The following is a 22,924-nucleotide window of genomic DNA, read 5'->3' on the forward strand; positions in this document are numbered from 1 at the left end:
ATGCAATTTCGCCCTTGCTCCGCTAGCATTACCGGCTTCCGCTTTCCAGTTGCGACGGTTTTCGATGAGTTATCAGGTTCTTGCACGTAAATGGCGTCCGCGCTCGTTCCGCGAAATGGTCGGCCAGACCCATGTGCTCAAGGCTCTGATCAATGCCTTGGACAGCCAGCGGCTGCACCACGCCTATCTGTTTACCGGCACCCGCGGGGTGGGCAAGACCACCATCGCGCGGATCATTGCCAAATGTCTGAATTGTGAAACAGGCATCACTTCCACACCGTGCGGCACCTGCTCGGTGTGCTGCGAGATCGATGAAGGGCGCTTCGTCGACCTGATCGAGATCGACGCCGCGAGCCGGACCAAGGTCGAGGACACCCGTGAATTGCTGGATAACGTGCAATACGCACCGAGCCGCGGACGCTTTAAGGTCTACCTGATCGACGAAGTGCACATGCTCTCCAGTCACTCGTTCAACGCCTTGCTCAAGACCCTCGAAGAGCCGCCACCCTACGTCAAGTTCATCCTCGCAACCACCGACCCGCAGAAGCTGCCGGCGACCATTTTGTCCCGTTGCCTGCAGTTCTCCCTGAAGAACATGACGCCCGAACGGGTGGTCGAGCACCTGAGTCATGTGCTGGGTGTGGAGAACGTGCCGTTCGAAGACGACGCATTGTGGCTGCTGGGCCGTGCCGCCGACGGATCGATGCGTGACGCCATGAGTCTGACTGACCAGGCCATTGCTTTCGGTGAAGGCAAGGTCATGGCCGCCGATGTGCGAGCGATGCTCGGCACCCTTGATCACGGCCAGGTCTATGACGTTCTCCATGCGTTGATCAATGGTGACGCCAAGGCGTTGCTGGAGGCTGTGCGCCATCTGGCGGAGCAGGGCCCGGACTGGAACGGCGTGCTCTCGGAAATTCTCAACGTGCTGCACCGGGTGGCGATTGCCCAGGCATTGCCCGAAGGGGTCGACAACGGTCATGGCGATCGTGACCGGGTACTGGCCCTGGCCCAGGCGCTGCCGGCCGAAGACGTACAGTTTTATTACCAGATGGGCCTGATCGGCCGTCGCGATCTGCCATTGGCTCCGGACCCGCGGGGGGGCTTCGAAATGGTCTTGCTGCGGATGCTGGCCTTCCGTCCGGCGGACACCGCGGATGCGCCGAGACAGCCGCTAAAGCCAGTGGGGATCAGCCAGGCCACAGTTGATTCCGCCCAAGCCGTGGCGGTACCAGCACCTGCTGTGCCTGTGGCTCCCGTTACTCCGATTGCCAGCGCGCCGGTCGCACCGGCAGCGATTCCCGCTCCGCCGGTTGCGCCTGTACCTGTCGCCCCGCCGGTTGCCGAAGCGGTTGCCGTCGAAGCGGTTGACGTCGAGCCTGGGCCGGTGGCCGCCGAGGAGGTGGTCGACCTGCCTTGGAACGATCCGGTAGCGCCGCAGATCGAGCAGCAACCAGCTGTTGAACCGGTGCTGGAAGTGGTGGCCGAACAGCCCGAGCTGACGCCAATGCCAACTCCAACGCCCGACAGTGTGGTGCCGGATGCGCCGGAGTGGGTCAGTGCGCCGGTGCCTGAGCCGAGTGTCGCCGAGGTCGAGGCTGCCACCCCGGGCATCGATCTGGATGACGAGCCGCCCCTGGACGAGGACTACATCGAGCCGGACATGGACTCGGCCTACAGCTATCTTGACGAGCTGGCCAGTGAGCACGCCGCCGATCCGGCCCCGGAACCCGAGCCGGAACCCGCGGCCAAGCCGGCCACCGGCCTGGCCCTGGAATGGCTGCAGCTGTTCCCGAAACTACCGATCTCCGGCATGACTGGCAGCATCGCCGCCAACTGCACCCTGATGGCCGTAGAGGGCGACAACTGGCTGTTGCACCTGGACCCGGCCCACAGCGCGCTGTTCAACGCCACTCAGCAGCGCCGGCTCAATGACGCGCTGAACCAGTACCACGGACGTACCCTGACCCTGGCCATCGAGCTGATCAAGCCCGAGCAGGAAACCCCGGCCCAGGCGGCTTCACGGCGCCGGGCCGACCGTCAGCGCGAGGCGGAGGAGTCGATTCACGGCGATCCGTTCATCCAGCAGATGGTCCAGGAGTTCGGTGCCGTGGTGCGCCAGGATACTATTGAACCTGTCGAGGCCCTGGCCGCTCAGGGTTGATCACTTAAAGGGCGTCGGGCCATGGGCCGGGCGCTGTTTCAATCCCCGTACTTTGAGGTAATTCCCATGATGAAAGGTGGCATGGCCGGCCTGATGAAGCAGGCACAGCAGATGCAGGAAAAAATGGCCAAGATGCAGGAAGAACTGGCCAACGCCGAAGTCACCGGCAAGGCCGGCGGCGACATGGTCACTGTGGTCATGACCGGTCGTCACGACATCAAGCGTGTGAGCATCGACCCGAGCCTGCTGGAAGGCGTCAGCGAAGATGACCGTGAAGTGCTGGAAGATCTGTTTGCGGCGGCGGTCAATGATGCCGTGCGCAAGATCGAGTCCAACAGCCAGGAAAAAATGTCCGGCATGACTGCCGGCATGCAACTGCCTCCAGGCATGAAACTGCCGTTCTGATTCGCCCGGGCGTTTCGGATGGACGTAAAAAAGCCAGGCCTTGAGCCTGGCTTTTTTTATCCTGTCGATAAGCACTGCGCTGTTCGCATGAGCCGGCTTGCCGGCGAAGGCCGCCCCCCGATCTCTCTGCAGAAACATCGAACGCCACGGCCCTCTCAGGGTCTGCACCCTATACAGTCCTATCCAACCCTCGATACAGGAGTGTCTGTGATGCCGCAAACATTGACCCTCAACCAGCGTGTGGTGCTGGTCTCTCGTCCCCAGGGTGCACCGGTCCCTGAGAACTTCCGCCTGGAGCGGGTCGCCTTGCCGGAACTGGCGGACGGCCAGGTCCTGCTGAAGACCCTCTACCTGTCCCTGGACCCCTACATGCGTGGCCGCATGAGCGACGCACCGTCCTACGCCGCACCGGTGGAAATCAATGAAGTCATGACCGGTGGCGCAGTGAGTCGGGTCGAACGTTCGCTGAATCCGAAGTTCCAGGAAGGCGATCTGGTGGTGGGGGCCACTGGCTGGCAGAGCCACTGCATCAGTGATGGCCGTAACCTGATTCCCGTGCCTTCCGGCCTGCCCAGCCCCTCCATGGCCTTGGGCGTGCTGGGCATGCCCGGGATGACCGCCTACATGGGGCTGATGGACATCGGTCAGCCCAAGGCCGGGGAAACCCTGGTGGTGGCTGCGGCGTCCGGAGCTGTGGGCTCTGTTGTGGGGCAAGTGGCCAAGCTCAAGGGGCTGCGGGTGGTGGGTGTGGCCGGCGGTGCGGACAAGTGCCGTTACGTGGTCGAGGAATTGGGTTTCGACGCCTGCATCGATCACAAGAGCGCCAGTTTTGCCGATGAACTGGCCCAGGCCTGCTTCAAGGGTGTGGATATCTACTTCGAGAACGTCGGTGGCAAGGTGTTCGATGCCGTTCTGCCGTTGCTCAATCCCAAGGCGCGCATTCCTCTGTGCGGGCTGATCGCCCAGTACAACGCCCAAGAGCTGCCGCCGGGTCCGGACCGCCTGCCGCTGTTGCAGCGCACCATGCTGACCAAGCGGGTGCGGATTCAGGGCTTTATCGTTTTTGACGACTATGGCGACCGGCATCCAGAGTTCATCAAGGCCATGGCGCCCTGGGTGCGCGAAGGCAAGGTCAAGTTCAAGGAGGATGTGGTCGAAGGCCTGGAGCAGGCGCCTGAAGCCTTCATCGGCCTGCTGGAAGGGCGCAACTTCGGCAAGCTGGTGGTCAAGGTTGCCGCGCACGCGAGTATTTGACGCTACCCTGAGGCGCGGGTATAAACCGCGTCTCGTTGTTTTGTCGGACCTTTGCTCATGAGCTTCAGCCCCCTGATTCGCCAACTGATCGATGCCCTGCGCACCTTGCCGGGCGTGGGTCAGAAAACCGCCCAGCGCATGGCCTTGCAGCTGCTTGAACGTGATCGCAGTGGCGGTTTGCGCCTGGCCCAGGCCCTGAGCCAGGCCATGGAAGGGGTGGGCCATTGCCGTCAATGCCGGACCCTGACTGAAGACGATCTGTGCCCGCAGTGCGCCGATCCTCGCCGTGACGACAGCTTGTTGTGTGTGGTGGAAGGGCCGATGGATGTCTACGCGGTGGAGCAGACCGGTTACCGCGGTCGCTACTTCGTGCTCAAGGGGCATCTTTCACCTTTGGACGGCCTGGGCCCGGAAGCCATCGGCATCCCTCAGTTACTGACGCGGATTGAAGAGCAGGGCAGCTTTACCGAGGTCATCCTGGCCACCAACCCCACGGTGGAAGGTGAGGCCACGGCCCATTACATTGCCCAGTTGCTGACCAACAAAGGCCTGATCACCTCGCGTATCGCCCACGGCGTGCCCCTGGGTGGCGAGCTGGAGCTGGTGGATGGCGGCACCCTGGCCCATTCTTTCGCCGGCCGCAAACCCATAGCGCTATAACGCGGTAGGAGCCGGCTTGCCGGCGAAAGACGCGTCACACATCTTCTTGAAAACCAAGCAAGCGCTTGGTAAGTTTCCTCGACCCTTCAGAGGAGCTTGCCGATGTCTGCCTGCCAGGAATACTTCGACCCCAGCCACCAGTTGGTCCGTGACAGCGTGCGACGTTTCGTCGAACGGGAAATCCTCCCCGAGATCGATCAGTGGGAGGAGGTTGAAAGCTTCCCCCGCGAGCTGTATCTCAAGGCCGGTGCTGCAGGGATTCTGGGTATCGGTTATCCCGAAGCGCTGGGGGGCAGTCACGAAGGTGACCTGTTCGCCAAGATCGCCGCCAGTGAAGAGCTGATGCGCAGCGGTTCCGGTGGCCTGGTAGCGGGGCTGGGCTCCCTGGATATCGGCCTGCCGCCCATCGTCAAATGGGCCCGTCCCGAGGTGCGGGACCGAGTGGCGCCCCAAGTGCTGTCCGGAGAGAAAATCTGCGCTCTGGCGGTGACCGAGCCCGGGGGCGGCTCGGACGTGGCCAATCTGCAGACACGCGCTGTGCGCGACGGCGATCATTATCGGGTCAGCGGCAGCAAGACCTTTATCACCAGCGGCGTACGCGCCGATTTCTATACCGTTGCGGTGCGTACCGGTGAGTCCGGTTACGGCGGTATCAGCTTGCTGCTGATCGAAAAGGGCGCGCCGGGCTTCACTATCGGTCGACAGCTGAAAAAGATGGGCTGGTGGGCCTCGGACACTGCCGAGTTGTTCTTCGACGATTGCCGGGTGCCGGTGGGCAACCTGATCGGCGCCGAGAACATGGGCTTTGCCTGCATCATGGGCAATTTCCAGAGCGAGCGCCTGGCCCTGGCGCTGATGGCCAACATGACCGCACAGATGGCCCTGGAGGAAAGCCTGAAGTGGGCTCGCGAGCGGGAGGCGTTCGGCAAGCCCATCGCCAAGTTCCAGGTGCTCAAGCATCGTCTGGCAGAGATGGCTACGGCTCTGGAGGTCTCGCGGGAGTTCACCTATCGCCAGGCGGCGAAGATGGCCGCCGGCAAGAGCGTGATCAAGGAGATTTCCATGGCCAAGAACTTTGCCACCGACACCGCTGACCGTATTACCCATGATGCGGTGCAGATACTCGGTGGCATGGGCTACATGCGCGAGAGCCTGGTGGAGCGCCTGTATCGCGACAACCGCATTCTCTCGATCGGTGGCGGCACCCGCGAGGTGATGAACGAAATCATCAGCAAGCAGATGGGCCTGTAGGAACCTGCTTGCCGATGAATACGCGGGTGGACTCTAGCGCTCAGTCAGCGAAAACTGCGTCAGGCAGAAGGTGGGTATGCCCATGTCTTGCAGCTTCTGCGAGCCGCCCAGTTCCGGCAGGTCGATGATGGCAGCGGCCTCGTAGATCTTCGCCCCCATGCGCCGTACCAGATTGGCCGCGGCAATCAGGGTGCCGCCGGTGGCAATCAGGTCATCGAACATCAGTACTGAATCGCCTTCGCACAGACTGTCGGCGTGGACTTCGAGGAAGGCTTCGCCGTATTCGGTCTGATAGCCCTCGGCGAGTACGTCCGCAGGCAGCTTGCCCTGTTTGCGAAACAGGATCAGCGGTTTATTCAGTTGGTAGGCGATGATTGAGCCGATCAGGAAACCCCGGGCGTCCATGGCACCGATGTGGCTGAAGTCTTCTTCGACATAACGCTGGGCGAAACTGTCGGCCACCAGGCGCAGGGCCCGGGGAGACTGGAACAGAGGGGTAATGTCGCGGAAGATCACGCCCGGTTTCGGGAAGTCGATGACGGGGCGGATCAGGGATTTGATGTCGAAGGAATCGAAGGCCATCTTCAGGTGTCCTGGCGGGCAAATAGGCCGCGCCAGTATACCCGCGACCGAGCGGCTTGGCTCAGTCGCAAGCGCTGTGGTTCAGCCTTCTACCGAGCCGCCGGCCAGGGCGCAGAGCTGGATCGGATCGAGGATGTGCACTTCCTTGCCTTCGGCGGCAATCAGTTCGTTCTGCTGGAAACGGGTGAATACCCGGGACACGGTTTCCACTGCCAGGCCCAGGTAGTTGCCAATTTCGTTGCGCGACATGCTCAAGCGGAACTGGTTGGCCGAAAAGCCCCGTGCGCGGAAACGCGCGGAGAGGTTGACCAGGAAGGTGGCGATGCGCTCGTCTGCGGTCTTTTTCGACAGCAGCAGCATCATCTGCTGATCGTCACGGATTTCACGGCTCATGACTCGCATCAATTGGCGGCGCAGTTGCGGCAGTTGCAGAGCCAGTTCGTCGAGGCGTTCGAAGGGGATCTCGCACACCGAGGTGGTTTCCAGGGCTTGTGCCGAAACCGGATGGCTTTCGGTATCCATGCCGGACAGCCCCACCAGCTCGCTGGGGAGGTGGAAGCCGGTGATCTGTTCTTCGCCGCTGTCACTGAGGCTGAAGGTTTTCAGGGCACCTGAACGCACGGCATACACCGAGTCGAAGCCGTCACCCTGACGGAACAGGAATTCGCCTTTTTTCAATGGGCGGCCACGTTTGACGATTTCGTCCAGCGCGTCCATGTCTTCCAAATTCAAGGAAAGTGGCAGGCACAGAGGGGCCAGGCTGCAATCCTTGCAATGGGCCTGGTTATGAGCGCGCAGTTTAACTGGCTCGGACATTCTAGAATCCTTGTGGGAAAACACACATAAGCCGTAAGGGTAACTCACGGGAGGAGGTTCCGGCCAGTCCGTGCCGTATTGACTGTTAGTCGTAAAGCATTCCTTTTATGAGTCGATAACCTGTTAACGAAAGTAACTTGGAGAGCTGCAACTATGTCCTCTGTTGGCGGTATTACTAATGGCAGCAACAACTTGCAGCTACTTTCCGAGACCTCGAAAGGCATTGATGACGATGAACTAAAGGGCTCTCCACTAGTTGCTGAATCTGTGGTCGGAGAGGGCGTCAAAGTGTCGCTGTCGGGTGTTGGACTACAGAAATCCTCCAGTGCTGCGGGCGATGACCGTGACATCGAGGAAAGCGGCCTGCCCGAAAATATTCAACAACTCCTCAAGATGATCAGAAAATTGCAACAACAGATTACTGAGAAGCTTGCCCGGCTTCAGGCGGTCATGGCCGACAAACGCCTGAGCCCGGAAGAGGTCAAGGCCCGGATCGGCAGCCTGCAGTCTGCCCTGGCGGCCCTGAACAGCGGTTTGCTGACGGCCAATGCCTCCCTGGCCAAGGCGATGAAAGAGGCAGGCCTGAGCCCCGAGCAGGTGATGAAAGCCGCTTCCCTGATCATGAAGTCCTAGATGACCCGGGAAAAACGCTGGCGATTCTGTTGGCCCAGATACGCATCGAAGATCATGCACACCGAACGCACCAACAGGCGTCCTGCCGGAAGTACGGTAATGGCCTCGGCGCTGAGTTGAATCAGGCCATCGTCGGCCATCTCCTGCAGGTCCGGCCATAGTTCGTTGAAGTAGCCGCGAAAGTCGATATTGAATGCCTTCTCTATATCTTCGAACTTAAGACTAAAGTTGCAGATCAGTTGTTGAATAACTTCACGGCGCAGACGGTCGTCGGCGTTGCATACCAGACCACGACTAGTGGCCAGTTGTGCGCCCGCCAAGGCATTTTGATACTGGGTCAAGTCACTGCTGTTCTGGCAGTAGAGATCGCCGATCTGGCTGATGGCCGATACTCCCAGCCCAATCAAGTCGCAATGGCCATGAGTGGTGTAACCCTGGAAGTTGCGTTGCAGGGTCGACTCTTCCTGAGCGATCGCCAGCTCGTCGTCGGGCAGGGCAAAGTGGTCCATGCCGATGTAGCGATAACCGGCTGCCGTCAACTGCTCGATGGTGCGTTGCAGCATCTCCAGTTTCTCTGCCGGAGCCGGCAGCTCATTGCCATTGATCCGCCGTTGCGGCATGAAGCGCTCGGGCAGATGGGCATAGTTGAAGACTGAGAGGCGATCCGGTTGCAGGCTGATCACTTCTTCCACGGTGCGGGCGAAGTGCTCTGGGGTCTGCTTGGGCAAGCCGTAGATCAGGTCGATGTTGATGGAGCGGAACTGCAGGGTGCGGGCCGCTTCGATCACGGCCCGGGTTTCCTCCAGGCTCTGCAGGCGATTGACCGCCCGTTGTACCGCCGGGTCCAGATCCTGCAGGCCAATGCTGACCCGATTGAAGCCCAGCTCCCGGAGCAGTCCCATGGTGGACCAGTCGGCTTCCCGGGGGTCGATCTCGATGCCGTAGTCCCCGGAGTCATCGTCCAGCAGGTTGAAGTGCTTGCGCAGCAGCGCCATCAGTTGGCGCAGCTCATCGTGATTGAGAAAGGTCGGGGTGCCGCCGCCGAAGTGCAGTTGCTCGACCCGCTGGTTGGGCGCCAGGTGGCAGGCAATCAGTTGCATCTCCTGTTCCAGGCGTTGCAGGTAGGGCAGGGCGCGGCTGCGATCCTTGGTGATGACCTTGTTGCAGGCGCAGTAGTAGCAGATGTTGGCGCAGAACGGGATGTGCACGTAAAGCGACAACGGACGCTGGGCCTTGCGGCTGTCGCGCAGGGCGTGCAGCAGATCGAAGGCGCCGACCTGGCTGTTGAATTGCACCGCGGTCGGATATGAGGTGTAGCGTGGTCCCGCCAGGTCATAGCGGCGGATCAGATCTGTGTCCCAACGAATGGCGTCGAGCATGCGGGAATTCCCCCGGATAGGCTGGCAGTGTTCGCGAGTCTAGGGGGTTAGGGCTGCGGCCATCTTGATTTGTATCAAGGGTGTTCGGGAGCCGCTGAGGTAGCGCCGACGGGGCGTACAAGCCCTGTAGCCGGGCCCTTTCCAGGGATCAGTGGCCCATCAGCCAGTGCTGATGAGGCCCCGGCAGGGTCCAGATGCCGAACAGCATGACCAACAGTCCTCCGGCCATGCGCACGCTGCGACGGCGCAGCAGGGCGGTAACCCGTTCCGCCGCAAGACCAGTGGCCAACAGCACAGGCCAGGTGCCGAGGCCGAACGCCAGCATCAGCAGAGCGCTATCCAGGGCGTTGCCCTGGCTCGCCGACCACAGCAGGGTGCTGTACACCAAACCGCAAGGCAGCCAGCCCCAGAGCGCACCCAGGAGCAGTGCGCGAGGCAGGCTGGAAACCGGCAGCAGGCGGTTGGCGACTGGCTGGATATGCCGCCACAGGCCCCGTCCAAGGCCTTCGATACGGGTCAGGCCGCTCCACCAGCCGGCCAGGTACAGGCCCATGGCGATCAACAACAAGCCAGCCAGTACCCGCATGAACAGCGCCACCGGACTGCTGGCCACGGCCCAGCCAGCCAGACCCAGCAGCAGGCCGGCCAGGGCATAACTGAGGATGCGTCCGAGGTTGTAGGCCAGTAACAGTCGGAAACGCCGGCTGCGTTGGTCCTGGGGAATGGCCAGGGTCAGAGCGCCCATCAGCCCACCGCACATGCCCAGGCAATGCCCTCCACCCAGCAAGCCAAGGATCACCGCCGAAACCAGTAGGGGAGCCAGCTCAAGCATGGGGTGGTTCCGCTTTCTTGACCGGCTCGGCGTCGTTGTCTGTCTGGCCCTTGGCTTCGTCCACCGCTGCGGTGTGGCTAGGGTCCTGATCGTCGAACAGGATGCTGTGGGCCGGGCCGTCGAGGTCGTCGTACTGACCGCTGTCGACGGCCCAGAAGAAGATGTAGATGGCGATGGCCACGATCAGCAGGGCGGCCGGAATCATCACATAAAGAGCTGGCATCTGGACTCCAGGCCCGGCGGCTCAGGCCGGCAACAGGCGGGTTTCGGGGGCGCCGGCGCTGTCGGCTGACCGCGGCATGCGGGTCAGGCGCAGGGCATTAAGCACCACGGTCAGGGAACTGATGGACATGCCGACCGCAGCCCAGACCGGAGTGATCCAGCCCAGGGCGGCGAACGGCAGCATCAGGCCATTGTACAGCCCGGCCCAGAGCAGGTTCTCGATGATTACCCGGCGGGTCCGACGGGCCAGGCTGAAGGCCTGCACCAGTGCGTCCAGGCGGTTGGACAGGAGCACTGCATCGGCGCTGGTCTTGGCCAGGTCAGTGGCCGAACCCATGGCCACGCTGATGTCGGCGGCGGCTAGTACCGGCACATCGTTGACCCCGTCGCCGAGCATCAGCACTTTGCGGCCCTGTTGATGCAGCTGTTGCAGTACCTGCAGCTTGTCATCCGGGCGCAGGCCGCCACGGGCTTCGTCGATCTGCAGTTCGGCGGCGACGCTGGCCACCATCGGTGAGCTGTCCCCGGAAAGCAGCAAGGTATGCCAGCCGCGAGCCTTGCAGGCGGCCAGGAGGGCTGGGGCGTCGCTGCGCAGCCGGTCATCGAGCACCAGCCAGGCGAGGGCGCCCAGGCTGTCACCCAACAACAACCACTGGCCGGCTTCATCAGGCATCGAGGGCACCGGGCAGCCGCTGAGTTCGCAGACGAATGCCGGCTGGCCGATGCGCAAGCGCTGTGTGCCCACCAGACCTTCCAGGCCCAGTCCCGGGCTGCTGGTGACCTCTTCGGCCGCCACTGGGGCGCGGCCAAAAGCCCGAGCGATAGGGTGCTCGGAGCGGTTCTCCAGGGCCGCCGCCAGGCTCAGGCAGTCATCGCTGGTCACGCAACCCAGGGGGCGAATGGCGCGCAGTGCCAAGCGTCCTTCGGTGAGGGTGCCGGTCTTGTCGAAAATCACCGTGTCGATCTGGTTCAGGCCTTCGAGCACATGGCCGCGGGTCAGCAGCAGGCCGAGCTTGTGCAGGGTGCCGGTGGCGGCGGTCAAGGCCGTTGGAGTGGCCAGGGACAGCGCGCAAGGGCAGGTGGCAACCAGCATGGCCAGGACGATCCAGAAGGCGCGCGAGGCGTCCAGTTGCCACCACAGCAGGCCGATGGCCGCAGCGGCGATCAACGAGAACAGCAGGAACCACTGGGCCGCGCGGTCGGCGACCTCCGCGAGTCGAGGTTTCTCTGCCTGAGCCCGATCCAGCAGGCGCACGATGGCTGACAGCCGGGTGTCCTGGCCCAGGGCCTGGACTTCCACCGTCAATGCACCTTCGACGTTCAGCGTGCCTGCGGTGATCATGTCGCCCTGACTGCGGGGCTGGGGTAGGTACTCGCCAGTGAGCAGGGACTCGTCGATGCTCGATTGGCCGTCAAGGATCTTGCCATCCGCCGGCAGTACCGCGCCGGGATGCACCAGCACCCGGTCCCCCAGGCGCAGCTCAGTGAGCAGGATGCGTTCGCTCTGGCCGTCTTCGCTCAGGCGCAGGCAGGAGGCTGGCAGCAGGTTGACCAGTTGTGCGGTGGCTGCTGCAGTGCGTTCCCGGGCCCGGCGTTCCAGGTAGCGTCCGGCCAGCAGAAACAGGGCGAACATGCCCACGGCGTCAAAATACAGCTCGCCGACGCCGCTGATGGCAGTCCAGATCCCGGCCAGATAGGCTCCGCCGATGGCCAGGGACACCGAAACATCCATGGTCAGGTGACGGGTGCGCAAGTCGCGCATGGCGCCCTTGAAGAAAGGTGCACAGCTGTAGAACACGATGGGGGTGGTGAGGAAAAGCGCAACCCAGCGCAGGATGGCGTGCAGCTCCGGGCTCAGGTCGATATTGAATTCCGGCCAGGTGGCCATGGTTGCCATCATCGCTTGGAACCACAGTAACCCGGCGACCCCCAGCTGGCGCAGCGCCAGGCGGTTCTCGCTGGCCAGTTGTTCAGAGGCGCGGTCCGGTTGATAGGGGTGGGCAGCGTAGCCGATGTGTCGTAGCTCGCTAAGGACTTGGCTCAGCGGGAGCTGGCTATCGGCCCAGCGCACATGCAGGCGGTGGTTGGAAAGGTTGAGGCGGGCCTCGACCACTGCCGGCAGGCTGCGCAGATGCTTTTCGATCAGCCAGCCACAGGCGGCGCAACTGATGCCTTCCATGAGCAGAGTGGTTTCCGCCAGCTCGCCTTCGTGGCGGACAAAGGGTTGTTGCACGTCGGCACGATCGTATAGCGCCAACTCATCCAGCAACTGCACAGGCAAGGCTTCGGGGTTGGCCGAGGCTTCACTGCGGTGGCTGTAGTAATGCTCCAGGCCGCCAGCGACAATGGCCTCGGCGACCGCCTGGCAACCCGGGCAGCAGAACTCCCGGGATTCGCCGAGCACGACGGCGGTGAACCGGCTGCCGGTGGGAACCGGCAGGGCGCAGTGGTAGCAAGGCAGTGGCGTGGTCATCGGCGGTCTTTGTGGTCGGGGAAAAACTCATCGCCGGCAAGTCGCCTGCAACCCGGGTGAGGGCAAAGGCGGCGCGCCGGCGATGGACGACAGGTGTTGATCAGTTCAGGTCTTCCGCCCCTTGCAGCGGCTCATCGCCCAGCAGCAGGTCCTTGTCGTGACTGACTTGTTCCTCTTCGAACATGCGCCAGGTCTTGTCGCCTTCGACTCCCAGCAGTTCGACGAAGCGCCGGCCTTCGACCTGATCGGTCAACTGGCCAATGTAGCGACCTTGTTCGGTTTCGCTGCGGGTGAGGTTGATCTTGCGATCTTTCTCCGGCTGGGTCGGCGAGATCAGGTTCAGCTCCAGGGTCTTGGGCTGGCTGTTACCGCTCAGGCGCAGCTCCACTTCGCCGGTCAGTTCGTCGAGGTGCACGTTGGCGCGCATCTTCAGCGTCTGGGCCAGCAACTCGCGGTCCAGGGAGCGGTTGATGCCCTTGCCGGCCTCGTAGTAGTTGTCGTTCACCAGGTTGTCCGGGTTGTTCACGGCAATGGTCACCATGGACAGGGTCAGGGTCACCGAGCAGGCGAGGATGCCGATGATGATCCAGGGCCAGAGGTGTTTGTACCAGGGGCTGGTGGTGGTAGCTGCGGGCATGATCACTTCTCTTGGCTCTTAACGAATTTGTGGGCCGATGAACCGGCTCTTGGCTTCAACGTGGACGCTGTTATCGTCGGCATCCTTGAGGATGAATTTCACCTCGTTGGTGGTCGATGGCAGTTGCTCTGGAGCGATGGACAGTTCCACTGGCATGCTGACGATATCGCCGGCCACCACATGGATCTCGCGCTTGCCCTGCAGCTTCAGGTCCGGCAGGCCAGCGGCATCGAGCACGTAGGTGTGGTCGCGCTGGTCCTTGTTCATGATCTTCAGGCTATAGACGTTTTCGATCCGGCCTTCTGAGTTTTCGCGGTACAGCACCCGGTCCTTGCTGACATCGAAGCCCACCAGTGAACGCATGAAGAACGCGGTGACCAGCAGGCTGATCATGGCCAGCAACACCAGGGCGTAACCGATCAGGCGCGGACGCAGTTTATGGGTTTTCTGTCCGGAGAGGTTGTGTTCGGTGGTGTAGCTGATGAGCCCGCGGGGGTACTCCATCTTGTCCATGATGCTGTCACAGGCGTCGATACAGGCGGCGCAGCCGATACATTCGATCTGCAGGCCATCACGGATGTCGATGCCGGTGGGGCAGACCTGGACACACATGGTGCAATCGATGCAGTCGCCCAGGCCCTGGGCCTTGTAGTCGGCGCCTTTCTTGCGTGGGCCACGGCTTTCGCCACGGCGTGGGTCATAGGAAACGATCAGGGTGTCCTTGTCGAACATCACGCTCTGGAAGCGCGCATAGGGGCACATGTAGATGCACACTTGCTCGCGCAACCAGCCGGCGTTGCCGTAGGTGGCCAGGGTGAAGAAGCCCACCCAGAAGTACGACCAGCCATCGGCCTGGCCAGTGAAGAAGTCGATGACCAGTTCGCGGATGGGCGAGAAGTAGCCGACGAAGGTCATGCCGGTGACGAAACCGATCAGCAGCCAGAGGCTGTGCTTGCTGAGCTTGCGCAGGAACTTGTTGGCGCTCATGGGCGCCTTGTCCAGCTTGATGCGCTGGTTGCGGTCGCCTTCGGTGACTTTTTCGCACCACATGAAGATCCAGGTCCAGACGCTCTGCGGGCAGGTGTAGCCGCACCAGACACGTCCGGCATAGACGGTGATGAAGAACAGGCCGAAAGCGGCAATGATCAACAGGCCCGAGAGCAGGATGAAGTCTTGGGGCCAGAACGTGGCGCCAAAGATGAAGAATTTACGTTCCGGCAGGTTCCACCAGACAGCCTGGTGGCCACCCCAGTTGAGCCACACGGTGCCGAAGTACAGCAGGAATAATCCGGCGCCGCCCAGCATGCGCAGGTTACGGAACAGGCCAGTGAAGGCGCGGGTGTAGATTTTTTCCCTGGAGGCGTAGAGGTCGACGCTGTTGGTCGCGTTTTTGGCAGGCGGGGTAACGTCTTGTACGGGAATCTGGTTGCTCATCATTGCATCCCACGGCAGTGGAAAAATGCCTCGGCCAGTACATGCCGGCCGGGGTCAAAAGGGGTGTTGCAGTGGCGCAATGATACGCCTGTAGCTCTAGCGCAAGGGTGCGACCTTTGGTCGCGTTGGGGGAAATCAACTGATGGTGTAATGACTTGAATCAATTGACTTGTGGATTATGGACCGTTTTGCACGGCGCGCCGTTCAATTCTTCCAGGGGTTGATCAGGCCTACGCAGCAGGCCTCGAAGTCCTCCATATTGTAGAAACGTTACTGCCGGGTTGCCGCGAAGGGTGATCCACCGTCGAGCTCAGCCGATGTAAGGCGCAAACAAAACGGCCCCGCCAATGCTGATTGGCGGGGCCGCTGAGTGTTGCTTTCAGTTGTCGCTCTTACTCGGCGTCGGCCTGCTTGTCACCGTGGGACAGGCTGTAGACATAAGCCGCCAGCAGGTGAACCTTGTCATTGCCTTGCAGTTGTTCCTGAGCAGGCATCACGCCCTGACGGCCGTGACGAATGGTCTGCTGCAGTTGGGCGAAGCTCGAGCCGTAGATGAACGCTGCCGGGTGAGTCAGGTTCGGGGCGCCCATGGCTGGGGTGCCTTTGCCTTCCGGACCGTGGCAGACCGCGCAGTTGGCGGCGAACAGCTTCTGGCCATTGACCGGGTCGGCCTTGATGCCTTCCGGCAGTTTGCGGCCGTCGAGGTTGGTCAGGACATAAGCGGCAACGTCACTGACGCCCTGTTCCTTGATCACGTCCACCCAGGCGGGCATCACCGCGTGGCGACCGCCCATGATGGTGGCCTTGATGGTTTCCGGCTCGCCGCCCCAGCGCCAGTCGGCGTCGGTCAGGTTGGGGAAGCCATAGGCGCCCTTGGCGTCGGAACCGTGGCAGACCGAGCAGTTGGAAGCGAACAGGCGACCGCCCATTTTCAGGGCTTGCGGGTCCTTGGCCACTTCTTCGATAGGCATGGCGGCGTACTTGGCGAAGATCGGACCGAACTTGGCGTCCGACTTGGCCATTTCCTTTTCCCATTCATGCACGCCGGTCCAGCCGGACTGGCCGTTGGCGAACGGGGTCTGCTTCTCGTTATCGAGGTAGTTGTAGCCAGGCAGGACGCCTTTCCAGTTGCCCAGGCCCGGGTACAGCACCAGGTAACCCAGGGCGAAGACGATGGTGCCGACGAACAGCATGAACCACCACTTCGGCAGGGGGTTGTCGTACTCCTCGATCCCGTCGAAGGAGTGGCCGACCGTCTCGTCGGTCTGCTCGGTGCGCTGGCCCTTGCGGGTCGACAGCAGCAGCCAGGTCAGGGCGAAGATGGTACCCAGACTGAGGACTGTGACGTACAGACTCCAGAACGTAGTCATTCTTTGTTACTCCTAGAAGCTTGCTCGACGTGCTTGATGGCGTCGGGATCATCCGCGAACGGCAGCAAGGTCGCGTCTTCAAACTCGGACTTGCGCTTGGGGCTGAACACCCAGAGCGCCAAGCCGATGAAGGCCACCATCACAACAAGGGTGCCCAGGCCACGAATCATCCCGATATCCATCTAGATCACCGTTTGCTTTTGATGATGGTGCCCAGGCCTTGCAGATAGGCCACCAGCGCGTCCATTTCGGTTTTGCCCTTCACGGCATCCTTGGCACCGGCGATGTCTTCGTCGGTGTAAGGGACGCCGAGCGTGCGCAAGACTTCCATTTTCTTCGCGGTGTCTTTGCCGTCGAGCTTGTTTTCTACGAGGAACGGATAAGCCGGCATCTTCGACTCGGGAACAACGTTGCGCGGGTTGTACAGGTGCGCACGCTGCCAGTCATCGGAGTAGCGGCCGCCGACACGGGCCAGGTCCGGGCCGGTACGCTTGGAACCCCACAGGAACGGGTGGTCCCAGACGCTTTCGCCGGCCACCGAGTAGTGACCGTAGCGTTCGGTTTCAGCACGGAACGGACGGATCATCTGCGAGTGGCAGCCGACACAGCCGTTGGCGATGTACACGTCGCGGCCTTCCAGTTCCAGTGCGGTGCGCGGCTTCATGCCTTCCACCGGCTTGTTGGTGACGTCCTGGAAGAACAGCGGGACGATCTGGGTCAGGCCGCCGATGCTGACGGCGATGACCATGAAGAAGGCCAGTAGGCCAATATTCTTCTCGACTACTTCGTGCTTCATCAGTGAGCTCCAACTACAGCGATCTGAGCGGCGGCTTCAGCTTCAGCCGGGTTCGAGGCGCGAACGGTACGGAACACGTTGTACGCCATGATCAGCATGCCGGTGGCGAAGAACGCACCGCCCAGAGCACGGACGATAAAGCCCGGGTGGCTGGCTTGCAGTGCTTCGACGAAGGAGTAGGTGAGGGTGCCGTCATCGTTGATTGCACGCCACATCAGACCCTGGGTAATACCGTTGACCCACATCGAGGCGATGTAGAGCACGGTACCGATGGTAGCCAGCCAGAAGTGGGTGTTGATCAGGCCGGTGCTGTGCATCTGCTGACGACCGAAGACTTTCGGAATCAGGTGATACAGAGCGCCGATGGAGATCATCGCTACCCAGCCCAGAGCGCCGGCGTGTACGTGGCCGATGGTCCAGTCGGTGTAGTGCGAGAGCGAGTTGACGGTCTTGATCGCCATCATCGGACCTTCGAAGGTCGACATGCCGTAGAACGCCAGGGATACCACCAAAAAGCGCAGGATCGGGTCGGTGCGCAGCTTATGCCAGGCGCCCGACAGGGTCATCATGCCGTTGATCATGCCGCCCCAGCTGGGTGCCAGCAGGATGATCGACATGGCCATGCCCAGGGACTGGGCCCAGTCCGGCAGAGCGGTGTAATGCAGGTGGTGCGGACCGGCCCAGATGTACAGGGTGATCAGCGCCCAGAAGTGCACGATGGACAGGCGATAGGAGTAGATCGGACGCTCGGCCTGCTTGGGTACGAAGTAGTACATCATCCCCAGGAAGCCGGTGGTCAGGAAGAAGCCCACGGCGTTGTGGCCATACCACCACTGGATCATGGCATCAGTCGCACCGGCATAGGCCGAGTAGGACTTGAAGAAGCTGACCGGCAGGGAGGCGTGGTTGACGATGTGCAGCATCGCGGTCACCACGATGAAGGCACCGTAGAACCAGTTACCGACGTAGATGTGCTTGGTCTTGCGCTTGGTGATGGTGCCAAAGAACACCAGGCCGTAGGTGACCCAGACGATCGCCAGCAGGATAGCCAGAGGCCATTCCAGTTCGGCGTATTCCTTGGTGGTGGTGTAACCCAGTGGCAGGGTCACGATCGCACCGACGATCACCGCTTGCCAACCCCAGAAGGTGAAGGCCGCAAGGCTGTCGGAAATCAGTCGCGTCTGGCAGGTTCGCTGCACGACATAGTAAGAGGTGGCAAACAATGCACATCCACCGAAGGCGAAGATCACCAGGTTGGTGTGCAGCGGGCGCAGGCGTCCAAAGGTCGTCCATGGCAGACCGAAGTTCAACTCCGGCCAGACCAGTTGCGAGGCGATGAAGACACCGAGCCCCATGCCAAGGATCCCCCAGACCACCGTCATGATGGCGAACTGGCGGACTACCTTATAGTTATAAGCAGTCGGACTGATTGCTGTGCTCATTCTAAGGTTCCACGGTTTGGGTGTTTTATTAGGGATAAAAATCGGCCGCAAGTATGGAGAAAGCAGGGGGTCATTGCAACGCGCCATGACCTGGGTCAATGCGTTCCATGCCTGATTCTGCGGCCTTTCCCTATGCCGAGTAGGGACAAAAAATGCCCTCGGACAAAATGTCGCAGTGGACAAAAAACTCGGGGTGTCAGGTCAGATGTAACCGGGTGTGTGGAAGCCCGCGGATCAGCTGACAGGCGGTAAGCCAGTCGACAGCCGGTATAAACCAGCCTTTGCGGCCTGTCATCGAGCGAAAGCTTCGAACGTCTAGGATACCGATGGCCTGTGACCGGTCATTACCAGTGCGCTTCGGGGCAAGCTTAGACCTGATTCGGATCAGTGCAAACGCGGCGGGGGAGAGGGGTGCGACACTTGGTCGCAAAGAGGCAGGGGGAACTTCAAGTGACAGGCTGCAAGTTGAAAACCTGCAGCCTGCGGATGTTGCCTTACTGGTCGTTTGCGGCTTGTTGCTTGTTGCCGTGGGAGAGGCTGTACACGTAGGCGGCCAGCAGTTGCACCTTGTCATTGCCGAGCAGTTCGCTCTGCGCCGGCATATGGCCCTGGCGACCGTGGCGGATGGTCTGTTGCAGTTGCGCCAGGCTGGTGCCGTAGATGAAGCCGGCAGGCTGGGTCAGATCGGGCGCGCCCATGATCTCGGTGCCCTTGCCGTTGGCGCCGTGGCAGGCTACGCAAGTGGTGCTGAATGCTTGCTGTCCGGCCAGCAGGTCAGCATCGCTGTCTGCAGGCAGAGGCAGGCCGGCCAGTTCATGACGAACATAGGCCGCAACGTTCTTCACCCCGTTTTCCTTGAGCACTTCACCCCAGGCCGGCATGGCCGCCATGCGGCCGCCCATGATGGTGGCCTTGATGGTGTCAGCGCTGCCGCCCCACCGCCAGTTGTCGTCCGCCAGGTTGGGGAAGCCGAAAGCACCCTTGGCGTCAGAGCCGTGGCACACCGAGCAGTTGGAAGCGAACAGGCGTCCACCCATCTTCAGTGCTTGTGGGTCCTTGGCCACTTCTTCCACGGGCATGGCAGCGAATTTGGCGAAGATCGGCCCAAATTTCACGTCCGCCTTGGCCATTTCCTTTTCCCATTCCTTGGTCTGGGTCCAGCCGTCTTCATAGCCCGGCAGGATGCCTTTCCAGTTGCCCAGACCCGGGTAGAGGATCAGGTAGCCCACGGAAAACACCAGGGTCCCGGCGAACAACAGGAACCACCATTGCGGCAGGGGGTTGTCGTACTCCTCGATGCCATCGAAAGCGTGGCCCATGGTCTGGTCCACGCTGCCCTTGGTTTCACCCTTGCGGGTGCCGACCAGCAGCCAGGTCAGGCCGATCAGGCTGCCGATGGTCAGTACGCAGATCCACGTACTCCAGAAGGTGGTCATGGCCGAATGCTCCTTGTCGCAGGCTCTTGAGGTTGAGCGTCATCAGATGAATGGCCGGCGTGCGCCGCGCCCGGCGCCGGATCGTCGGCGAAGGGCAGCAGGCGTGCCTGGGCAAACTCGGGGTTGCGTTTGGCGTTGAATACCCAGATCGACAGGCCGATGAAGGCGATCATCACCACCAGGGTCCCGAGCCCGCGGATCATGCCGCTATCGAGTTCAAAACCCATGGCTCACCTCTTGCTCTTGATCGCAGTGCCAAGCACTTGCAGGTAGGACACCAGGGCGTCCATCTCGGTCTTGCCCTTGAGCGAGGCGGTGGCCCCGGCGATGTCGTCGTCGGTGTAGGGCACGCCGAGGGTGCGCATGACCTTGAGCTTGGTTTCGGTATGGCTGCTGTCCACCGGTGCTGTTACCAGCCACGGGTAGGCCGGCATCTTCGACTCGGGCACGACGTTGCGCGGGTTGTACAAGTGCGCACGGTGCCAGTCATCGGAGTAGCGGCCGCCGACACGGGCCAGGTCCGGACCGGTACGCTTGGAACCCCACAGGAACGGGTGGTCCCAGACGCTTTCACCGGCCACCGAGTAGTGACCATAGCGTTCGGTTTCAGCGCGGAACGGACGGATCATCTGCGAGTGGCACTGTACGCAGCCTTCGCGGATGTAGATGTCACGGCCTTCCAGTTGCAGGGCGGTGTAGGGCTTCATGCCTTCCACCGGCTTGTTGGTGACGTCCTGGAAGAACAGCGGGACGATCTGGGTCAGACCGCCGATGCTCACCGCGAAGACCATCAGCAGCATCAGCAGGCCGACGTTTTTTTCAATCGTTTCGTGTTTCATGGCGGACTCCTCAGGCCATCTGCGCAGCGGCGTTGACTTCGGCTGGCACGGCGGCACGTACGGTGCGCCAGGTGTTGTAGGCCATCAGGAACATGCCGCTGAGGAAGATCGCACCACCCACCAGTCGCACGATGAAGCCTGGGTGGCTGGCCACCAGGGTTTCGACGAACGAGTAGGTCAGGGTGCCGTCTTCGTTGACTGCACGCCACATCAGGCCCTGGGCGATGCCGTTGACCCACATCGAAGCGATGTAGAGCACGGTACCGATGGTGGCGAGCCAGAAGTGGGTGTTGATCAGGCCGACGCTGTACATCTGCTCGCGACCGAAGACTTTCGGGATCAGGTGGTACAGCGCGCCAATGGAGATCATCGCCACCCAGCCCAGAGCGCCGGCGTGTACGTGGCCGATGGTCCAGTCGGTGTAGTGGGAGAGGGCGTTGACGGTCTTGATCGCCATCATCGGACCTTCGAAGGTCGACATGCCGTAGAACGCCAGCGACACAACCAGGAAGCGCAGAATCGGGTCGCTGCGCAACTTATGCCAAGCGCCCGAGAGGGTCATCATCCCGTTGATCATGCCGCCCCAGCTTGGCGCCAGCAGTACCAGGGACATCACCATCCCCAGGGATTGTGCCCAGTCCGGCAGAGCGGTGTAGTGCAGGTGGTGCGGACCGGCCCAGATGTACAGGGTGATCAGTGCCCAGAAGTGCACGATGGACAAGCGATAGGAGTAAACCGGACGCTCGGCCTGCTTGGGTACGAAGTAGTACATCATCCCCAGGAAGCCCGCGGTCAGGAAGAAGCCCACGGCGTTGTGGCCGTACCACCATTGCACCATCGCATCGGTCGCACCGGCATACACCGAGTAGGACTTGGTGAAGCTGACCGGCAGTTCCAGGTTGTTGACGATGTGCAGGATGGCCACGGTGATGATGAAGGCGCCGAAGAACCAGTTACCCACATAAATGTGTTTGGTCTTGCGCTTCACCAGGGTGCCGAAGAACACGATGGCGTAGGCCACCCAGACAATGGTGATCAGGATATCGATCGGCCATTCCAGTTCGGCGTACTCCTTGGAGCTGGTGTAGCCCAGTGGCAGGCTGATAGCCGCCAAGAGGATGACCAGCTGCCAGCCCCAGAAGCAGAACGCGGCGATTTTCGGCGCGAACAACTGGGTCTGACAGGTGCGTTGCACCGAGTAGAACGAGCTGGCAAACAGTGCGCAGCCGCCAAAGGCGAAGATCACTGCGTTGGTGTGCAGCGGACGTAGACGGCCGAAGCTGGTCCACGGTAGATCGAAGTTGAGTTCGGGCCAGACCAACTGGGCAGCGAGAAAAACCCCGAGCCCCATGCCGACGATGCCCCACACCACCGTCATAATGGCGAATTGGCGGACCACCTTGTAGTTGTAGGCGGTACTGATAGAAGTGTTCATGGTTCCCCATCCACGGTTCAGCTGAAGTGAAAGCGACTGCGCACGGCAAGGCGCGCTCACTTCGTCTGGAGTTATAGGCAGACTAAAAGCGAGGCAAGCATGAGCAATGAGCACAAGGCCAGTATTGACGGGGATCAATGGGCGCAGTGCGTGCGCGAGCGGGGCTGGTTATGGGAGGTCGCCGCTGTTGCCGACCCGTTGCAGGCACCGACCCTGATCCTGGCCCACGGTGCCGGCGCGCCAATGGACAGCGGGTTCATGAGCGACATCGCTGCACGCCTTGCCGGGCATGGGGTGAACGTCTTGCGCTTCGAGTTTCCCTACATGGCCCAGCGGCGCCTGGACGGTGGCAAGCGACCGCCCAACCCGGCACCCAAGCTTCTGGAGTGCTGGCGCGAGGTGCATGCCTTGGTGCGACCTTATGTCACTGGGGTTTTGGCGGTGGGCGGCAAGTCCATGGGCGGGCGGATGGCCAGCTTGCTGGCCGATGAGCTGGCTGCCGATGCCCTGGTGTGCCTGGGCTATCCCTTCTATGCCGCCGGCAAGCCGGAGAAGCCGCGAGTGGCGCACCTGGCCGAACTGGTGACACCGACCCTGATCGTGCAGGGCGAGCGTGACGCCCTGGGTAATCGCCAGGCGGTCGAAGCCTACTCACTGGCACCTGCTATCGAGTTGCACTGGCTGACGGCCGCTGATCACGATCTCAAGCCCCTGAAGGCTTCCGGTTTCACCCACGAGCAGCACCTGGAGTCCGCGGCGACCAAGGTCGCTGCGTTCCTGCAAGCGCCGACCTGATCCTGTAGGAGCGAGCTGGCTCGCGAAGTGTTCACTCGGTCCTCGAACTTGTATCGCGGTGAAGATTTA

General features: G+C 61.6%; 23 protein-coding genes. 7 read left to right on the forward strand and 16 right to left on the reverse strand.

The features are described from left to right. Positions 1 to 64: 64 nt before the first annotated feature. From dnaX to P7C00_RS10390, 5 genes are all read left to right on the forward strand, one after another. Positions 65 to 2,164 carry a DNA polymerase III subunit gamma/tau gene (dnaX, locus tag P7C00_RS10370; protein WP_346631812.1) on the forward strand — a complete coding sequence of 700 codons (2,100 nt, stop codon included), beginning with the start codon at positions 65 to 67 and terminating at the stop codon, positions 2,162 to 2,164. A gap of 66 nt (positions 2,165 to 2,230) precedes the next feature. Beyond that, complete coding sequence (locus P7C00_RS10375) at positions 2,231 to 2,569, forward strand: YbaB/EbfC family nucleoid-associated protein (RefSeq protein ID WP_015634779.1); 339 nt, start codon at positions 2,231 to 2,233, stop codon at positions 2,567 to 2,569. Positions 2,570 to 2,779: 210 nt separating this feature from the next. Beyond that, the gene (locus P7C00_RS10380; RefSeq protein WP_404938854.1) at positions 2,780 to 3,823 is read left to right on the forward strand and encodes an NADP-dependent oxidoreductase; all 1,044 of its coding nucleotides are present in this window, start codon (positions 2,780 to 2,782) and stop codon (positions 3,821 to 3,823) included. Positions 3,824 to 3,880: 57 nt separating this feature from the next. Beyond that, positions 3,881 to 4,483, forward strand: coding sequence for a recombination mediator RecR (recR, locus tag P7C00_RS10385; RefSeq protein WP_404938856.1), 603 nt, complete (start codon positions 3,881 to 3,883; stop codon positions 4,481 to 4,483). A gap of 102 nt (positions 4,484 to 4,585) precedes the next feature. Beyond that, positions 4,586 to 5,734: an acyl-CoA dehydrogenase family protein gene (locus P7C00_RS10390; protein WP_346631809.1), complete on the forward strand. Its 1,149-nt coding sequence runs from the start codon at positions 4,586 to 4,588 to the stop codon at positions 5,732 to 5,734. Positions 5,735 to 5,767: 33 nt separating this feature from the next. On the opposite strand, the gene P7C00_RS10395 is transcribed toward P7C00_RS10390, so the two are convergent. Continuing rightward, a complete protein-coding gene (locus P7C00_RS10395; protein WP_346631808.1) occupies positions 5,768 to 6,316 on the reverse strand; it encodes an adenine phosphoribosyltransferase in 549 nt (182 codons plus the stop codon). A gap of 81 nt (positions 6,317 to 6,397) precedes the next feature. Further along, the gene (fnrA, locus tag P7C00_RS10400; protein ID WP_011060230.1) at positions 6,398 to 7,132 is read right to left on the reverse strand and encodes a Crp/Fnr family transcriptional regulator FnrA; all 735 of its coding nucleotides are present in this window, start codon (positions 7,130 to 7,132) and stop codon (positions 6,398 to 6,400) included. 153 nt (positions 7,133 to 7,285) lie between these two features. On the opposite strand from fnrA, the gene P7C00_RS10405 reads away from it, so the two are divergent. Then, positions 7,286 to 7,765, forward strand: a complete 480-nt coding sequence (locus tag P7C00_RS10405; RefSeq protein WP_404938858.1) for a hypothetical protein — start codon at positions 7,286 to 7,288, stop codon at positions 7,763 to 7,765. Here the strand turns inward: P7C00_RS10405 and hemN are convergent. The 14 genes from hemN to ccoN (P7C00_RS10475) form a co-directional block, all read right to left on the reverse strand. Beyond that, positions 7,762 to 9,144, reverse strand: coding sequence for an oxygen-independent coproporphyrinogen III oxidase (hemN, locus tag P7C00_RS10410; protein ID WP_346631806.1), 1,383 nt, complete (start codon positions 9,142 to 9,144; stop codon positions 7,762 to 7,764). The genes P7C00_RS10405 and hemN overlap by 4 nt on opposite strands. Positions 9,145 to 9,292: 148 nt before the next feature. Then, positions 9,293 to 9,976: a sulfite exporter TauE/SafE family protein gene (locus P7C00_RS10415; protein ID WP_123725831.1), complete on the reverse strand. Its 684-nt coding sequence runs from the start codon at positions 9,974 to 9,976 to the stop codon at positions 9,293 to 9,295. Continuing rightward, positions 9,969 to 10,199: a cbb3-type cytochrome oxidase assembly protein CcoS gene (gene ccoS, locus P7C00_RS10420; RefSeq protein WP_346631805.1), complete on the reverse strand. Its 231-nt coding sequence runs from the start codon at positions 10,197 to 10,199 to the stop codon at positions 9,969 to 9,971. Before ccoS ends, P7C00_RS10415 begins: the two co-directional genes overlap by 8 nt. A gap of 21 nt (positions 10,200 to 10,220) precedes the next feature. After that, positions 10,221 to 12,671 (reverse strand): heavy metal translocating P-type ATPase, encoded by a 2,451-nt coding sequence (locus P7C00_RS10425; protein WP_404938860.1) that lies wholly within the window; start codon positions 12,669 to 12,671, stop codon positions 10,221 to 10,223. A gap of 100 nt (positions 12,672 to 12,771) precedes the next feature. After that, on the reverse strand, positions 12,772 to 13,308 hold the full coding sequence (locus P7C00_RS10430; protein ID WP_346631803.1) for a FixH family protein: 537 nt from the start codon (positions 13,306 to 13,308) through the stop codon (positions 12,772 to 12,774). An 18-nt stretch (positions 13,309 to 13,326) separates the two neighbouring features. Next, positions 13,327 to 14,742, reverse strand: a complete 1,416-nt coding sequence (gene ccoG / locus P7C00_RS10435) for a cytochrome c oxidase accessory protein CcoG (protein ID WP_404938862.1) — start codon at positions 14,740 to 14,742, stop codon at positions 13,327 to 13,329. Positions 14,743 to 15,134: 392 nt separating this feature from the next. Beyond that, a complete protein-coding gene (gene ccoP / locus P7C00_RS10440; protein WP_404938864.1) occupies positions 15,135 to 16,112 on the reverse strand; it encodes a cytochrome-c oxidase, cbb3-type subunit III in 978 nt (325 codons plus the stop codon). Then, on the reverse strand, positions 16,109 to 16,294 hold the full coding sequence (locus P7C00_RS10445) for a CcoQ/FixQ family Cbb3-type cytochrome c oxidase assembly chaperone (protein WP_011060239.1): 186 nt from the start codon (positions 16,292 to 16,294) through the stop codon (positions 16,109 to 16,111). Before P7C00_RS10445 ends, ccoP (P7C00_RS10440) begins: the two co-directional genes overlap by 4 nt. A 5-nt stretch (positions 16,295 to 16,299) precedes the next feature. Then, on the reverse strand, positions 16,300 to 16,908 hold the full coding sequence (gene ccoO, locus P7C00_RS10450; protein WP_011060240.1) for a cytochrome-c oxidase, cbb3-type subunit II: 609 nt from the start codon (positions 16,906 to 16,908) through the stop codon (positions 16,300 to 16,302). Next, complete coding sequence (gene ccoN, locus P7C00_RS10455; protein ID WP_159897364.1) at positions 16,908 to 18,350, reverse strand: cytochrome-c oxidase, cbb3-type subunit I; 1,443 nt, start codon at positions 18,348 to 18,350, stop codon at positions 16,908 to 16,910. Before ccoN (P7C00_RS10455) ends, ccoO (P7C00_RS10450) begins: the two co-directional genes overlap by 1 nt. Positions 18,351 to 18,844: 494 nt before the next feature. Continuing rightward, positions 18,845 to 19,786 (reverse strand): cytochrome-c oxidase, cbb3-type subunit III, encoded by a 942-nt coding sequence (ccoP, locus tag P7C00_RS10460; protein ID WP_123725348.1) that lies wholly within the window; start codon positions 19,784 to 19,786, stop codon positions 18,845 to 18,847. Then, the gene (locus tag P7C00_RS10465) at positions 19,783 to 20,013 is read right to left on the reverse strand and encodes a cbb3-type cytochrome c oxidase subunit 3 (RefSeq protein WP_123725347.1); all 231 of its coding nucleotides are present in this window, start codon (positions 20,011 to 20,013) and stop codon (positions 19,783 to 19,785) included. The genes ccoP (P7C00_RS10460) and P7C00_RS10465 overlap by 4 nt, the downstream gene beginning before the upstream one ends. A 3-nt stretch (positions 20,014 to 20,016) precedes the next feature. Beyond that, positions 20,017 to 20,625, reverse strand: coding sequence for a cytochrome-c oxidase, cbb3-type subunit II (gene ccoO, locus P7C00_RS10470; RefSeq protein WP_123725346.1), 609 nt, complete (start codon positions 20,623 to 20,625; stop codon positions 20,017 to 20,019). Between the two features lie 10 nt (positions 20,626 to 20,635). Continuing rightward, positions 20,636 to 22,060, reverse strand: a complete 1,425-nt coding sequence (gene ccoN / locus P7C00_RS10475) for a cytochrome-c oxidase, cbb3-type subunit I (protein ID WP_346631799.1) — start codon at positions 22,058 to 22,060, stop codon at positions 20,636 to 20,638. Positions 22,061 to 22,159: 99 nt separating this feature from the next. On the opposite strand from ccoN (P7C00_RS10475), the gene P7C00_RS10480 reads away from it, so the two are divergent. After that, positions 22,160 to 22,855 (forward strand): alpha/beta family hydrolase, encoded by a 696-nt coding sequence (locus P7C00_RS10480; RefSeq protein ID WP_346631798.1) that lies wholly within the window; start codon positions 22,160 to 22,162, stop codon positions 22,853 to 22,855. The last annotated feature ends 69 nt before the right edge of the window (positions 22,856 to 22,924 follow it).

It is taken from the genome of Pseudomonas sp. JDS08PS003 (assembly GCF_045013505.1).
In the GTDB taxonomy this organism is placed as follows: domain Bacteria; phylum Pseudomonadota; class Gammaproteobacteria; order Pseudomonadales; family Pseudomonadaceae; genus Aquipseudomonas; species Aquipseudomonas protegens_B.

Coding starts and splice junctions, on each gene's coding strand:
- dnaX (WP_346631812.1), top strand. CDS start 65: ATGAGTTATCAGGTTCTTGCACGTAAATGGCGTCCGCGCTCGTTCCGC.
- P7C00_RS10375 (WP_015634779.1), top strand. CDS start 2,231: ATGATGAAAGGTGGCATGGCCGGCCTGATGAAGCAGGCACAGCAGATG.
- P7C00_RS10380 (WP_404938854.1), top strand. CDS start 2,780: ATGCCGCAAACATTGACCCTCAACCAGCGTGTGGTGCTGGTCTCTCGT.
- recR (WP_404938856.1), top strand. CDS start 3,881: ATGAGCTTCAGCCCCCTGATTCGCCAACTGATCGATGCCCTGCGCACC.
- P7C00_RS10390 (WP_346631809.1), top strand. CDS start 4,586: ATGTCTGCCTGCCAGGAATACTTCGACCCCAGCCACCAGTTGGTCCGT.
- P7C00_RS10395 (WP_346631808.1), bottom strand. CDS start 6,316: ATGGCCTTCGATTCCTTCGACATCAAATCCCTGATCCGCCCCGTCATC.
- fnrA (WP_011060230.1), bottom strand. CDS start 7,132: ATGTCCGAGCCAGTTAAACTGCGCGCTCATAACCAGGCCCATTGCAAG.
- P7C00_RS10405 (WP_404938858.1), top strand. CDS start 7,286: ATGTCCTCTGTTGGCGGTATTACTAATGGCAGCAACAACTTGCAGCTA.
- hemN (WP_346631806.1), bottom strand. CDS start 9,144: ATGCTCGACGCCATTCGTTGGGACACAGATCTGATCCGCCGCTATGAC.
- P7C00_RS10415 (WP_123725831.1), bottom strand. CDS start 9,976: ATGCTTGAGCTGGCTCCCCTACTGGTTTCGGCGGTGATCCTTGGCTTG.
- ccoS (WP_346631805.1), bottom strand. CDS start 10,199: ATGCCAGCTCTTTATGTGATGATTCCGGCCGCCCTGCTGATCGTGGCC.
- P7C00_RS10425 (WP_404938860.1), bottom strand. CDS start 12,671: ATGACCACGCCACTGCCTTGCTACCACTGCGCCCTGCCGGTTCCCACC.
- P7C00_RS10430 (WP_346631803.1), bottom strand. CDS start 13,308: ATGCCCGCAGCTACCACCACCAGCCCCTGGTACAAACACCTCTGGCCC.
- ccoG (WP_404938862.1), bottom strand. CDS start 14,742: ATGAGCAACCAGATTCCCGTACAAGACGTTACCCCGCCTGCCAAAAAC.
- ccoP (WP_404938864.1), bottom strand. CDS start 16,112: ATGACTACGTTCTGGAGTCTGTACGTCACAGTCCTCAGTCTGGGTACC.
- P7C00_RS10445 (WP_011060239.1), bottom strand. CDS start 16,294: ATGGATATCGGGATGATTCGTGGCCTGGGCACCCTTGTTGTGATGGTG.
- ccoO (WP_011060240.1), bottom strand. CDS start 16,908: ATGAAGCACGAAGTAGTCGAGAAGAATATTGGCCTACTGGCCTTCTTC.
- ccoN (WP_159897364.1), bottom strand. CDS start 18,350: ATGAGCACAGCAATCAGTCCGACTGCTTATAACTATAAGGTAGTCCGC.
- ccoP (WP_123725348.1), bottom strand. CDS start 19,786: ATGACCACCTTCTGGAGTACGTGGATCTGCGTACTGACCATCGGCAGC.
- P7C00_RS10465 (WP_123725347.1), bottom strand. CDS start 20,013: ATGGGTTTTGAACTCGATAGCGGCATGATCCGCGGGCTCGGGACCCTG.
- ccoO (WP_123725346.1), bottom strand. CDS start 20,625: ATGAAACACGAAACGATTGAAAAAAACGTCGGCCTGCTGATGCTGCTG.
- ccoN (WP_346631799.1), bottom strand. CDS start 22,060: ATGAACACTTCTATCAGTACCGCCTACAACTACAAGGTGGTCCGCCAA.
- P7C00_RS10480 (WP_346631798.1), top strand. CDS start 22,160: ATGAGCAATGAGCACAAGGCCAGTATTGACGGGGATCAATGGGCGCAG.